Source organism: Ruegeria sp. AA6, assembly GCF_056542865.1.
The window spans coordinates 132996-146558 of record NZ_JBQGAN010000003.1; the positions used below are offsets into that span (position 1 = coordinate 132996).

Consider the following 13563-nt stretch of genomic DNA (forward strand, 5'->3'; position numbering starts at 1 on the left):
GCCCGTGTGTTCAGTCGGGGCCGATCACGCGTTCTTCGCGGGCAATCGACCAGTCAATCAAAATACGCCAGAGCTTTTCCGCAAGGTCGGGGTCCATGCCCAACTCGTCCGAGCTTTTGCGCACGCGTTGCACCACTTCTTCGACGCGATCCGGGATACGGGCGGGCAGCCCCTCACCGGGTTTCAACGCGGACGCACGATCAATGTAACCTGCGCGGATCACCAACATCTCAATCAGTTGGCGGTCCAAGTTGTCGATCTGGAGCCGCACGTCCTGCATCGAGTTACAGTCTTGCGGCGGTGTCAGAGTGGGCATGTTCTTCTCCTCACGGCCCGGGGATACCCCCGGACCACGAGATGTATCATTCGGGCGCTTAGAACAAGCCCTCGATCTGGCCTTCGTCGTTGAGGCGAATCGTCTCAGCCGCGGGTTTGCGGGGCAGACCGGGCATGGTCATGATCTCACCGCAGACAACCACGATGAAGCCAGCACCAGCCGACAGGCGAACCTCACGCACCGGAACCGAGTGGCCAGTAGGCGCACCGCGCAGGGTCGGATCGGTCGAGAACGAGTACTGGGTTTTCGCCATGCAGACCGGCAGATTGCCATAGCCCGCTTCTTCCCACTCGCGCAGTTGGTTGCGGATCTTGTTGTCTGCCAGAACTTCGTCTGCGCGGTAGATGCGCTTGGCGATGGTTTCGATTTTCTCGAACAGCGGCATTTCGTCGGGGTAGATCGGCGCGAAGTTCGCGGAACCACCTTCGACGATTTCGACAACTTTTTCGGCCAGAGGCGCGGAACCATCCGAGCCCAGTTCCCAGTGACGCGACAGGATCGCTTCTACGCCGTGCTCGGCGCAGTAATCCTTGACCGCCTGCACTTCGTCATCAGTGTCGGTGACAAAGTGGTTGATGGCGACAACAACCGGAACACCAAACGATTTCACGTTCTCGATGTGACGGCCCAGGTTGGCGCAACCGGACTGAACGGCGTCAACGTTTTCCGCGCCCAGATCAGCCTTGGCAACGCCGCCGTTCATCTTCATCGCACGCACGGTCGCGACCAGCACCACTGCCGAAGGAGCAATGCCCGCCTTGCGGCACTTGATGTTCATGAACTTCTCAGCACCCAGGTCGGCACCGAAACCAGCTTCGGTCACGACATAGTCAGCAACTTTCAGAGCGGTCTTGGTCGCGATGACCGAGTTACAGCCATGCGCGATGTTCGCGAAGGGGCCGCCGTGGACAAATGCCGGGTTGTTTTCCAGCGTTTGTACCAGGTTCGGCTGCATCGCGTCTTTCAACAGAACGGTCATTGCGCCTTCGGCTTTGATGTCGCGGCAGTAAACCGGCGTCTTGTCGCGGCGGTAAGCAACGATGATGTCGCCCAGACGCTTTTCCAGATCTTTCAGGTCGGTCGCCAGACAAAGGATCGCCATAACCTCCGATGCCACGGTGATGTCAAAGCCTGCTTCGCGCGGGAAGCCGTTCGACACGCCGCCCAGCGAGGCGGTGATCTGACGCAGAGCGCGGTCGTTCATGTCGACAACGCGACGCCATGCGACGCGGCGGATGTCGATGTCGCACTCGTTGCCCCAGTAGATGTGATTGTCGATCATTGCCGACAGCAGCGAGTGGGCCGAGGTGATGGCGTGGAAGTCACCTGTGAAATGCAGGTTCATCTCTTCCATCGGAACAACCTGCGCGTAACCGCCGCCTGCAGCGCCGCCCTTCATGCCGAAGTTCGGGCCAAGCGAGGCTTCACGGATACAGATCATCGCGTTTTTACCGATGCGGTTCAGGCCATCACCCAGACCAACGGTGGTCGTGGTCTTACCTTCACCCGCTGGGGTCGGGTTGATCGCGGTAACCAGAATCAGCTTCCCGTCTTCACGGTCCTGGACCGAGTTGATGAAGTCCTGGCTGACCTTCGCCTTGTCGTGGCCGTAGGGCAGCAAATCGGCAGAGTCGATGCCGATCTTTGCGCCGATTTCCTGAATCGGTTTCTTGTTCGCTTCGCGGGCGATTTCGATGTCGGATTTGTAGCTCATTGGCCAGAGTCCTTGATTGAATAGCGTGCAAAACCGACGCGGGGCGTCGGCGCTGCGTAACCCATACCGTCGTGCACAATATAGAAGGCTATAGATTCCGACATATTCATGCCGCGAAACGGCGTTGGGGCGACTCCGGTGTTTCTAATTGGAAACGGACCGGTCCTATGGTGCCCAATTCCGTTGGTCCGGCACAAACAGAGTCATTTTATCGCCCAGCTTTAATTCTCCCGGGCGTTCAACCCATGCGGTGACACCGCGCCGCCCCTGAGCCGCCGGCTTGAAGGCCGCACCGTGACCCGGAAGATCAGCTTCGATTTCTCGACCCGGAATCACGCATGGGCGGTTTTCCATATCGACCGTGATGGTGACGCCGCCAGCGGCTTGCAACCTCGAAGACGGCGGGATGTGCGTAAAATCCGGGATGCCGCGTAGCACGATACTGGCGCCTAAAAAGGAAGGGGCCAAATGGTCCAACCCCATCTCTTGCGCTGTCGCTTCAATCTCTTCAGCGGACAGGATCGACAATTGGCGAACATTGCGGATTTCCGTGCCCTGCGGGTAGAGATTTTTAACCCGCACGCACGAGGCGCGGTTCTCACCTTCGTGCCGCGCGCCACGGTCTCCGGCGAACCCCAGATCGAGCGTATCAACAGCATGAGCCCGAATAGACTCACCAGCGGGCACATGCCCCAGCCAGACAACTTCGCCTTTGTACTCGGTCTCGCGCATGACGGGCATTTCAGGTCCTTTTCAAAGCTGCTCTACGGGCAATAGAGGCCAGCTTCCCTAAAATGAAAAGGCAAAAAAAGACCCGGGACATTGCCCGGGGCTGCTGTTGTTATGCCGAAGGTTCCGGCTCCATCCCACCGTCGGGCGGAGACTTCTTGACCTTGGTCTTCGGGATCGCCGTCACGCTGGGCGCGCTGCCCTCGTCAGGCTTGTCGCCGTCGTCATCGCCTTCTGAGGGCGATTCACCATTCATGACGCGCTTGATCTCATCCCCAGTCAGGGTTTCGTATTCCAGAAGACCTTGCGCAAGACGTTCCCATTCTTCGTTCTTCTCGGTCAGAATCTGGTGCGCACGCTCGTAACCCTGCTGGATCAGGCGTTTCACCTCTTCCTCGATCAGTTCTTTGGTGTGCGCTGAAACCGAGAAACCGGCGGTGTTACCCTGATACCCTTCATGGGCTTCGGCATAATCGATATTACCAACCTTATCCGACATGCCCCAGCGCATCACCATAGCCCGCGCCAATTGGCTGGCTTGCATGATGTCACCTGCAGGACCATTTGAGACGTGGTCTTCGCCGTATTTGATCACCTCGGCTGCCTTACCAGCCATGGTCATCGCCAGCTTTTGCTCGCACTCATCACGGTGATAGTTCAGGCGATCCATTTCCGGTAATGAGACAACCATACCCAAAGCACCACCGCGCGGAATGATGGTCGCCTTGTAAACCGGATCACACAGCGGTAGTTCTAGACCAACCACGGCGTGGCCAGCCTCGTGATAGGCGGTCTTTTCCTTCTGGTCCTGGGTCAGCACCATCGAGCGGCGCTCGGCCCCCATCATCACCTTGTCCTTGGCGTTCTCAAAGTCTTCCATCGTGACAAAGCGGCGGCCAACGCGTGCAGCCATCAGCGCAGCCTCGTTCACGAGGTTCGCCAGATCGGCGCCCGAGAAGCCCGGCGTACCCCGCGCAATGATGCGCAGATCGACATCGGGGCCCAGCGGCGTCTTGCGTGCGTGAACACCCAGAATCTTCTCACGGCCTTTGATGTCGGGGTTGCCGACGGTCACGTTCCGGTCAAACCGACCCGGACGCAGCAGAGCCGGGTCCAAGACGTCTTTACGGTTGGTAGCGGCCAGAATAATTACACCTTCGTTGGCCTCGAACCCGTCCATCTCGACCAGCAACTGGTTGAGGGTCTGTTCGCGTTCGTCGTTGCCGCCGCCATAGCCTGCACCACGATGGCGACCGACGGCGTCGATCTCGTCAATAAACACGATGCAAGGCGCGTTCTTCTTGGCCTGTTCGAACATGTCACGTACACGGCTCGCACCTACACCAACGAACATCTCAACGAAGTCCGAGCCTGAGATGGTGAAGAACGGCACGCCCGCCTCACCTGCGATGGCACGGGCCAACAGCGTCTTACCAGTACCCGGAGGGCCAACCAGCAGCGCGCCCTTGGGGATCTTGCCGCCAAGGCGCGAGAATTTCTGCGGGTTGCGCAGGAATTCCACGATCTCTTCCAGCTCTTCCTTGGCCTCATCAATGCCCGCCACGTCATCAAAGGTCACGCGACCATGCTTTTCGGTCAGCATCTTGGCTTTGGACTTGCCAAAGCCCATCGCACCGCCTTTGCCGCCGCCCTGCATCCGGTTCATGAAATAAATCCACACACCGATCAGCAACAGGAAGGGCAGTAGCGTCAGAATGAACGACTGGAACCCGGACTGCTGCTGTTTTACCGCCTGAACGGGGATGTTTTCATCAATCAGCAACTTGGTGACTTCTGCGTCACCGGGCTTGATGGTGACATAGTTTGCGCCGCTTTGCGTGGAATAGCGAATCTGCTCTCCGTCCAGCGTCACACTCTTGACCTCGCCGCCCTCAACGGCACTGACGAAATCGGAATAAGTTCTTTCATTGCTCTGAAGCGTTCCACCCTGACCACTGAAGAAATTGAACAGTGCAAGGATCAGCAGAAACAGAACGACCCAGAAAGCGATGTTACGAGCGTTGCCCAAGGAAAATCTCCCAAAAGATTTCGGCAGATGGGGGTCTGCCGGGTTGCTCTATAAAATAGAGATGATTCAAGCAGGTTCAATGCGATAAAAGCGAATGCTGGAACTCGGCCCGTTGCGGGGCCAACTCAGCCGCCCAACCGTTCGAAAAACCGGCCAATGGCGCCGCAATAAGGGTTTCACCGCTCCAAACCGCCGGAGACGACAATAGCGCCTGACGCGGTTTGCCCAATGCGCGCCAGTTATCCACCTGCGACAAACCGCGCTCACCCAATGCGCGCACTTCGGCGCCAATAGCTTCGGGGCCATACAGAACCCAGCGGTTATCCCATACCTCGTGAGGCTCTGAGGTTTGCGTTGCCACTGCGTTTAGTTCCCTGCAAATCCACGTTTTATCGCCCTGCGGCACCAACATACATCCAGCCAGCGTAAAGGCCTGACCATCCCGCACCGAAGCCACGGCCTGATCCACCGCAGAGCCCCGCGGCGGATACCCCTGCCCGGAAATCCATGCGATTGCCCCCGTAACCAACCGCCTTTGAATCTCAGTCGGCAGCAACCCAAAGCCGCTGCGGTCAAAGCATACGTCACCACCATCAACGGTCGTGATCTTACGCGCGGTTTCCTGCGTAAAGCAGGCCAAAGCCTCACGCGCTTGTGCAAGATTTTCAGCCACACGAGTCAAGGATTGAGCGGAAATGCCAAGAGGCTCCAACTCAGACACCGCCTTGCGCGCCTTGATCCGATCGAATTTCTGGTCGTGATTCGACGGGTCTTCGATCCAACCCACGCTTTGTTCTGACAAGTAGTCCCGCAAGGCTTGCCGAGTAATCCTCAGCATCGGACGCAGCAATGTGATTCCGTCTCGCGTCCGCGCATGGGGCATACCTGAAAGGCCCGTGACGCCAGCCGCCCGGCCCAGTCGCATCAGCACTGTTTCGGCCTGATCATCCGATGTGTGGCCCAAGGCAATTGCCGTGATGTCGTTGCGTTGCGCCCAGTCGGTCAGCAGCCGATACCGCGCCTGACGCGCTTGATCCTGCAAGTTTCCCGAACCATCCCAGCCTTCCCAAAGCAGCGTGTCATGCGGGATGCCCAATTGCGCCGCCTGTTCGGCCACACGCTCAGCTTCGGCTGCGGCTTCGGCGCGCAACCCATGATTTACAGTCGCTGCGAAAAGGTTGATCTGCTCATTCTGCGCGATGGTTTGCAACAAGTGCATCAACGCAACGGAATCTCCGCCGCCGGAAACGGCAATGCCCAAGCGCGGCGGTAACATTTCAGGCAACCGCGCGCGAAGTTCTGATCGAAGAGTGTCGGCCTGACGGGTCAAGAACAACCCAGTGATGCCATTTCCTGCGTGGCAGCGGAGACCGTGGTCGAGGCAGGAAACCGCACCCCAACCTCGGACAGTGTGATACAGGCCTGATCTGTCTGACCCAAACGTCCCAATGCTGCCCCCAGTTCGAACAGAGCCTCGGGCGCAAACGCGCCTTCGGAATCACCGGTAAAGCTGGCCAGAAATGCCCGCGCGGCCTCACGCGTGTCACCCAAACCTTCCAGCGCCTGCCCGCGCTTCAAGTTCGCTTCCGGCGCCAGAGGGCTGCCGGGATAAGATGTGTCGAACTGCGCGAACTGATCGGCGGCAGCCTGAAAATCACCTTCGGCCAGGGCTAGCGCAGCGGCCTCAAAATCCGCCTGCTCGCCTATTGCCAGCTCTCCCTGATCGGACACAGACGGGGTAGCCGGAGTGATGGGCGTCGCCGCAGTGATTTGCGTTTCGCCTCCAAGGGTCGAGGTTTCGCCCAAAGTGCTTAGATCGCCGCCCTCCAGTTCAACCAAACGGAATTCGAGATCACCAATCCGGTTTGTGCCGTCGGTGACCACATTCTGCACCCGCTGGTTCAACTGTTCGGTCTGACTTGTCAGGCGCTGCAACTCAGCCTCGATTGCGTCTACACGCTCAAGGATCGAACTACCGGACAGGTTCGGAGCCGGCGACCCGGTTGTCGAAAACTCACGCTTGAGGCGCTGAATTTCCACATGCAGCACCGTCAGCTCTTGCCGGATATCCGCCAAAGTCTGCTGATCCTGTGCTTGCGCCATGCCTGCGGTCGCAACCACCGCGGCCAGAACCCATCCTGCAATTCTCATCGTCTTACCCCAAGGTTGAACCGGTCAGCACCGTCACCGCGCGGCGGTTTTTGGAATAGCAGTCCTCGGTGCTGCAAATCTCGATCGGGCGTTCCTTGCCATAGCTGACCGTTGTCAGACGATTGCCTGCAACGCCGCGAGAGATCAGGTAATCCCGGGCTGCATTGGCGCGCTTGGCACCCAAACCGAGGTTATATTCGCGTGTGCCTTGCTCGTCAGCGTGACCTTCGATTGTCGCCACGTAATCAGGATTGGCCAACAGCCAGTCAGCTTGCCCCTGCAAAACCGTCTGCGCCTGCGGGGTCAGGGTCGACTGGTCAACCGCAAACAACACACGGTCGCCGATGGTCTGCTGGAAATAAGCTGGTGAGCGCGGATCGCTTGGCGACCCCGGTTCGATGGAACCGTTTGCACCGTTACCAAACCCTCCGCCCAATGCGGAAGGATCGTTGTTGGTGCAGGCGGCAATGACACTAAGCGCGCCCAACGCTATGATTTTGCCCAATACATTCATTTCAGGTGCCTCGTTGTTTTATCGGTTTATTGCCGTCTCTGTATCACAGTGCAGAATTTTTGTGAACTTTTCCAAGCCTCTGCCCCGATCAATTCTGTAGTGGCCCCCAAGATGGATCGCTGCCACCATCCGGGGTTCTGACCGGGCGCAGGTTCCGCCCCGAAATATCCACGGAATACAACGTCGCCCGACCGCTTGCGCCCTGTGTTTCGCGGGTGAACATGAGGACACGCCCATTGGGGGACCACGTGGGTCCTTCGTCAAGGAAAGACGACGTCAGCAACCGCTCTTCGCTGCCATCGACGCGCATGACGCCAATATGGAACCGGCCCTTGTTCTGCTTGGTAAATGCGATCAGGTCGCCACGCGGGGACCAGACCGGCGTGCCATAGCGCCCCTGACCAAAACTGATCCGAGTCGCCTCACCACCATTTGCAGGCATGATATACAGCTGCGGCGTGCCCGAGCGGTCGCTTTCAAACACGATCTGCGACCCGTCCGGCGAATAGCTGGGTGCGGTTTCAATGGCCGTTGTGTTAGTCAGGCGCACACTTTGCCCCGAGGCTAGATCCATCTTCCACAGGTCGGTGTTACCGCCTTGGATCAACGAATAGACGATTGATCGGCCATCCGGCGAAAACCGCGGCGAAAAGCTCATCGTGCCTTCTTGCGTCCTAAGTTCGGTTCTTTGCACGCGATCAACATCCAGAACGTAGATACGCGGCTGGCCGGTTTCATAGCTGGTATAAAGCAAGCGGTCGCCCGTCGGTGAAAAGCGCGGAGCCAACACGATGGACGAGCTGTCAGTCAGATACTGAACGTTGGCCCCGTCATAATCCATGATCGCCAGACGTTTCAGACGCTGATCCTTGGGGCCGCTTTCCGACACAAACGCCACGCGGCTGTCAAAATAAGCACCTTCCCCAGTGATCCGGCTATAGACCTGATCGGCCACCTTATGCGCCATGCGCCGCCAACCATCGGTGGTGCCTGCGAATTGCAGACCGTTGCCCAATTCCTGCCCCGAGAACACATCCCAAACCCGGAAGCGCACCGTCAGGCGGTTGCCCGAGACATTCACCGCCCCGGTTACCAGCGCGTCTGCGTTGATGGCTTTCCAATCAGCGAACTGAACCGGAGCGTCAAAGCTGCTGACCTGGCTTATGAAGGCATCCGAAGAAATCTCGCGGAACAGTCCGGTTCCGGTCAGGTCCGCCGCGACGACCCGAGAGATGTCGTTGGCGTATTGCGTTGCCGCTGGCCCATCTGGAACGAAATTTGGAACCGCAAAAGGTAGCGGTTCGATAATGCCTTGATCCAGTTCCAGCCGCAGCGGTCCGTTCTGGGCGTATACCGGCGCTGTCAAAATCGTCAGGCCAAGCAATAGGCTGGTCAGAAATTTCATCATTTGATCCGCATCCTCTCGGGATTGAATGTAATCTCAATATCCTGCCACTGCGCGTATTTGTCAGCAGGCAGGTCATATCCTTTGGCTCCACAGCGCAAAATTGCCCGTCGGGCGGCCTCATATGCCTGTTTCGCAGACGCTGCCGTCCCGCCAGAGCTGTCGAGCATGCTAAGGCTGCCCCCAACAACCTTGCCGTCCGGCGTCAGCGAAAAGCCCACGACGACCACGGTCTGAAGTGCATCCGTGGACAAGGACCCCACATTCCAGCACTGCGATACGGCCAGTCGCATAGCGTCTTTTTCGCCGCTGGTCAGCGGTGGGCCGGATGGTTCACTGCTCTGCTGTAGCGCCTCGGCCAGGGCATCTTCGACTGCGCTTTCATCAACTTGCGTGGACGGAGTCGGTTCCGGGTCCTCGGCCACTTCGGTTGGTGGCGGAGGCGCGGGCCGGTTTGGCCGCACCTGTGGGCGAGGAGACGTACGCGGGGCGTTCTCTTTAGTCTCTTCCGCCTCGGTCACGATTTCATCCGTGGCCTCTTCGGGCGCGGTTTGATCCTGTTGTTCCTGCTGCGTCTCAGCGCCTTCATCCAACGACACGGCCGGAGTTTCGATGTCATCCGGCTGCGCTTCGGGCGGCGGCGGGGCAACGGGTTCAGGTGCAACCTTGTCAGCGGCACGCGGCTGGGCCTCGGGTCCGGGGGCCACAGGCAGAACCTCGGTCACAGGTTCGGGCTGATCCAAGATCGGGGGTTCCTCGACCACCTCCGGCTCGGGCGGGGGCTCAACCGGCTCGGGCACAGGATCGGGTTCGGGTTCCGGCGGGGTCACGACCTCGGGCGGGGTGATCTCTTCGTCCACCGTTTCAGGCGGGGCCACCTGTTCCTCGGGCGTTTTAGGCTGCTGCAATGCGGTGGGGGTCGGCACTTCGGGCGCGTCATTCTGAGCGGTCATCGCGGCAAATTGCTCAGCCGAAACCACTGACACCTCCTGAACTGCCATAGGCAAGGGTTCGGACCGGAAGGTACCGCCGAAAAAAGCCCATCCAATCAAAGTGACGTGGGCAATCGCCGAGATCTTGGTGCCGGTATCCACCGCGCGGCCTCACTCTCCACCTTCGTCCAAGGTCGGCCCGCCGGTGTCGGTCACAAGGCCCACATTGGAAAACCCACCCGCGTTCAGCGCGCCCATGACCTGCATCACTTGTGCATATGGGATCGCCCCGTCAGCGCGCAGGAACACTCGGTCACTGCTGCGTTCTGCCGCAATCGCGCGCAGCTTGCCAATCAACTCTTCGCGCAAAACATCCGTGGTCTGGATTTGCACCCGGCCATCGGCGGTCAGGGTTACGGTCAGGGGTTCTTCGTTGTCGCCGGGCAACGCGCTTGCAGCGGTCTTTGGCAGATCCACTGGCACGCCAACCGTCAGCAGCGGCGCGGCAACCATGAAAATGATCAGCAGCACCAGCATGACATCCACAAACGGCGTCACGTTAATCTCAGCCATCGGTTGTGCGCGACCGCGACGTCGGCCGCGCCTGCGCCCGTTTCCGTTCGAGGATTGCTGAACCGCCGCCCCCATCGTCAGCTGTCCAACTGACGCGACAGGATGGTGGCAAACTCGTCAGCAAAGGCTTCGTAGCCGCCAACGATCCGGTCACTATCCGCGCTGAGCTTGTTGTAGAAAATCACCGCCGGAATCGCGGCCAGCAGGCCCAGACCGGTGGCCAGCAGCGCTTCGGCAATACCTGGGGCCACAACGGCGAGGTTTGTGTTCTGCTGCTCGGCAATCTCGATAAAGGCGTTCATGATGCCCCAAACCGTGCCAAACAAACCAATGAACGGGGCGGTCGAGCCGACTGTCGCCAGAATAGGCAGGCCCTTCTGCAGCGTCTCTGACTCTTTGGCAATCGCCACGTCCATCGACCGGTCAATCCGCGCCGTGGCCCCGGCGATCAAGCCGCCATCGGTACGATGAGATCGCCGCCACTCGATCATCCCTGCCGCAAAAATCTTTTCCGAACTGCCATCTGGCTGGGTACCAATCTGTTCAAACAACTCGTCCAGAGGGTTCCCGGACCAGAAGCTTTCATCAAACACCTGCGCCTCACGTCGGGCAGCGCGGTAGTTGATCAGCTTTTGAATGATAATCGCCCAGGACCAGATCGATGCGCCAACCAGCATCAGCATCACCAGTTTGACGATAAAGGTCGCGCGGGCATACAGCCCCCACATGGAGAAATCGATCTCCTGCGCCAGCGCCAGCGTTTCAGCTTCCATGAACCTGCTCTTTGTTTTGCCTGACGGCCGTTGGTTTGGCCTTGTTTTGCCAAACGCTAACCCAGATGGTCCTGAAAAGCCAATAGAACCACCCTTGCGCCGTAATTTGTTACAGCAATGCGCGAATCTCTGCCGGAAGCCGCACCGGTTTGCCCTGCGCATTCATACAAACGGCGGTAACGGTGGCGCGGAAAATCTCGGTCTCGCCGCGTTTTACCAATTGCCCCATGGTCAGACGAACGCCCGAGCGTGAGATGAAATGCGTTTCGATAGTTAATTCGTCGTCGAACCGCGCCGGCGCCAGATAGTCTGCCTCGATCCGCCGGATCACCCAGACGATCCCGTCGTCCCGCATCGCGTTCTGATCATTGCCCAGACCGCGCACATAGTCCGAACGAGCGCGTTCGATGTATTTCAGATAATTCGCGTGATAGACCACTCCGCCCATATCTGTGTCTTCATAGTAGACCCGAATTCTGTACAGATGCACTTTTTGGTCAGTCATTTTTACGATTCCGGAGGTTCAATCTGAATGAAATCTAAAGGCACGGGATGGGCTATGCCTCACACGGATCAGTACTCCGGCGCAATCCCCGCGTGACCCGAATAGCCAAATCTCCCGAAACCCGGTATCGAAATTTTCCCGTTTGGCGACTAGGCTGAACAAATAGAGAGTTGAATTTAAAGGGTGATCGAATGGCAGCCCCCCAGCGCGCAGTGGGAAAATTACAGCTACTAATCCTGCAGGGCATCCTGCCAATCACCCGCTCTGCCCTGCCGACCGAAATTCTGGCCGGGCTGACATTCGCCTGTCTCGCGATCCCCGAAGTAATGGGCTACACCAAGATCGCGGGCACCCCGGTTGTGACGGGTTTATACACGATCCTCATTCCGATGGCCCTGTTCGCCTTGTTCGGATCATCCCGGCACCTTGTGGTCGGTGCGGACTCGGCAACGGCAGCTATTACCGCCTCAGCCTTGGCGGGTATGGCGGTTTCAGGATCTTCCGAATATCTGGCACTGGCCTCGTTACTGGCGCTGATGGCCGCGGTTTTGTTGATTGCCGCGCGCCTGATCGGCCTTGGTTTTCTTGCAGATTTCCTGTCGCGCACGGTGTTGGTCGGCTTTCTGACCGGCGTTGGCATACAGGTGGCGACCGGAGAAATCCCCGGAATGCTCGGGATCGAAACATCCGGCCACGGCACCCTCGCCAAGCTTCGCGAACTCGTCCAGCACTATGGTCAGACAAGCTGGTCAACGGTTGCAGTGTCGCTGACCGTTCTGGTGGTTGTTATCGGGTGCAAGCGCCTTTCGCCAAAGCTGCCCGGCCCTCTGTTTGCCATTCTGGGTATCATCTTTTGCAGCTGGGCTTTTCAGTTCAGCGCCTCGGGCATTGCCGTTCTGGGCGCGGTTCCCAGCGGCCTTCCCGCCTTGTCGATCCCAAATGTGGATTGGAGTTGGTCTCTGTTCAAACAACTAACCCCCACCGCCTTGTCCATCTTTGTGGTCATCCTGGCGCAGAGCGCCGCCACCTCGCGCGCCTATGCCGCCAAGTACGAAGACAAATTCAGCGAAAATACCGATCTTGTCGGCTTGGGACTGGCCAACCTGGGGGCCGCATTTTCGGGCACTTTCGTCGTCAACGGCAGCCCCACCAAGACCGAGATGGTCGCCAGTGCCGGAGGACGCAGCCAGATCGCACAACTGACAACGGTTGCGATTGTCCTTGTGGTCATCCTGTTTCTGACCGGTCCTTTGGCTTTCCTGCCAAACGCCGCACTGTCGGCAGTGGTCTTTCTGATCGGCGTCAAACTGATCGACGTAAGAGGGTTGACCGCTATCTACCGGCAAGCCCGATCTGAATTCTGGATTGCCGTCGCTACAGCAGCCGTAGTGGTTCTGGTAGGCGTAGAACAAGGGATCATCTTTGCCATGGTCCTGTCGCTGATCGACCACACCCGCCGAGGATACCGGCCCAAGAACGCGGTCATCGTCCACAGCAGTGACGGCGGCTGGCACACTCAGCCCATTACCCACCCGAATTCGTTCGAGCCCGGCCTCGTGATTTATCGCTTCTCGCACAGCCTCTATTACGCCAACACACAGAGGCTGTTGGATGAGATCGCCGAAATCGTCAAGAAGAACGAACCGGAATTGCGCTGGTTCTGCATCGAGGCTTCATCGGTGGATGATGTGGACTTTACTGCGGGTTACACCCTGCGCAATGTCCACGATTTGCTGCAATCCAAGAACATCCGGTTGGTTTTCTTGCTGGTTGAGCCTGATGTCCGCAAGGAACTGGACCGTTACGGGGTCACTGATCTGGTCGGGCCTGAAGCTTACTTTGAAACCGGCAGCGACTTGGTTGAGGCGTTCCGGCGCGCCGAAAAATCACCCACCTAGGCC

The 13563-nt window shown here is 58.6% G+C and carries 13 protein-coding genes; 1 reads left to right on the forward strand and 12 read right to left on the reverse strand.

The annotated features are described in order from the left end of the window. Window positions 1-10: 10 nt before the first annotated feature. The 12 genes from ACR0LN_RS06565 to ybgC form a co-directional block, all read right to left on the reverse strand. Window positions 11-316, reverse strand: a complete 306-nt coding sequence (locus ACR0LN_RS06565; RefSeq protein WP_480428531.1) for a chorismate mutase — start codon at window positions 314-316, stop codon at window positions 11-13. Between the two features lie 58 nt (window positions 317-374). After that, a complete protein-coding gene (locus ACR0LN_RS06570) occupies window positions 375-2051 on the reverse strand; it encodes a formate--tetrahydrofolate ligase (protein ID WP_480428532.1) in 1677 nt (558 codons plus the stop codon). A 165-nt stretch (window positions 2052-2216) separates the two neighbouring features. Further along, complete coding sequence (locus ACR0LN_RS06575; RefSeq protein WP_480428533.1) at window positions 2217-2792, reverse strand: MOSC domain-containing protein; 576 nt, start codon at window positions 2790-2792, stop codon at window positions 2217-2219. Between the two features lie 100 nt (window positions 2793-2892). Continuing rightward, on the reverse strand, window positions 2893-4809 hold the full coding sequence (gene ftsH, locus ACR0LN_RS06580; protein WP_480428534.1) for an ATP-dependent zinc metalloprotease FtsH: 1917 nt from the start codon (window positions 4807-4809) through the stop codon (window positions 2893-2895). Window positions 4810-4885: 76 nt separating this feature from the next. After that, window positions 4886-6085 carry a tRNA lysidine(34) synthetase TilS gene (gene tilS, locus ACR0LN_RS06585; protein ID WP_480428535.1) on the reverse strand — a complete coding sequence of 400 codons (1200 nt, stop codon included), beginning with the start codon at window positions 6083-6085 and terminating at the stop codon, window positions 4886-4888. Between the two features lie 50 nt (window positions 6086-6135). Next, window positions 6136-6960, reverse strand: a complete 825-nt coding sequence (gene ybgF, locus ACR0LN_RS06590; protein ID WP_480428536.1) for a tol-pal system protein YbgF — start codon at window positions 6958-6960, stop codon at window positions 6136-6138. A 4-nt stretch (window positions 6961-6964) separates the two neighbouring features. Then, window positions 6965-7474, reverse strand: a complete 510-nt coding sequence (pal, locus tag ACR0LN_RS06595; protein ID WP_480428537.1) for a peptidoglycan-associated lipoprotein Pal — start codon at window positions 7472-7474, stop codon at window positions 6965-6967. Window positions 7475-7562: 88 nt separating this feature from the next. Beyond that, window positions 7563-8882 carry a Tol-Pal system beta propeller repeat protein TolB gene (gene tolB, locus ACR0LN_RS06600; RefSeq protein ID WP_480428539.1) on the reverse strand — a complete coding sequence of 440 codons (1320 nt, stop codon included), beginning with the start codon at window positions 8880-8882 and terminating at the stop codon, window positions 7563-7565. Continuing rightward, window positions 8879-9973, reverse strand: a complete 1095-nt coding sequence (locus tag ACR0LN_RS06605; RefSeq protein ID WP_480428540.1) for an energy transducer TonB — start codon at window positions 9971-9973, stop codon at window positions 8879-8881. The genes tolB and ACR0LN_RS06605 overlap by 4 nt, the downstream gene beginning before the upstream one ends. A gap of 9 nt (window positions 9974-9982) precedes the next feature. Continuing rightward, window positions 9983-10459: a protein TolR gene (tolR, locus tag ACR0LN_RS06610; protein ID WP_480428541.1), complete on the reverse strand. Its 477-nt coding sequence runs from the start codon at window positions 10457-10459 to the stop codon at window positions 9983-9985. 2 nt (window positions 10460-10461) lie between these two features. Then, window positions 10462-11157 carry a protein TolQ gene (tolQ, locus tag ACR0LN_RS06615; protein WP_480428542.1) on the reverse strand — a complete coding sequence of 232 codons (696 nt, stop codon included), beginning with the start codon at window positions 11155-11157 and terminating at the stop codon, window positions 10462-10464. A 109-nt stretch (window positions 11158-11266) separates the two neighbouring features. Continuing rightward, window positions 11267-11662 carry a tol-pal system-associated acyl-CoA thioesterase gene (gene ybgC, locus ACR0LN_RS06620; RefSeq protein ID WP_480428544.1) on the reverse strand — a complete coding sequence of 132 codons (396 nt, stop codon included), beginning with the start codon at window positions 11660-11662 and terminating at the stop codon, window positions 11267-11269. A 191-nt stretch (window positions 11663-11853) separates the two neighbouring features. Between ybgC and ACR0LN_RS06625 the strand changes: the two genes are divergently transcribed. Next, complete coding sequence (locus ACR0LN_RS06625) at window positions 11854-13560, forward strand: SulP family inorganic anion transporter (RefSeq protein ID WP_480428545.1); 1707 nt, start codon at window positions 11854-11856, stop codon at window positions 13558-13560. Window positions 13561-13563 lie beyond the last annotated feature (3 nt).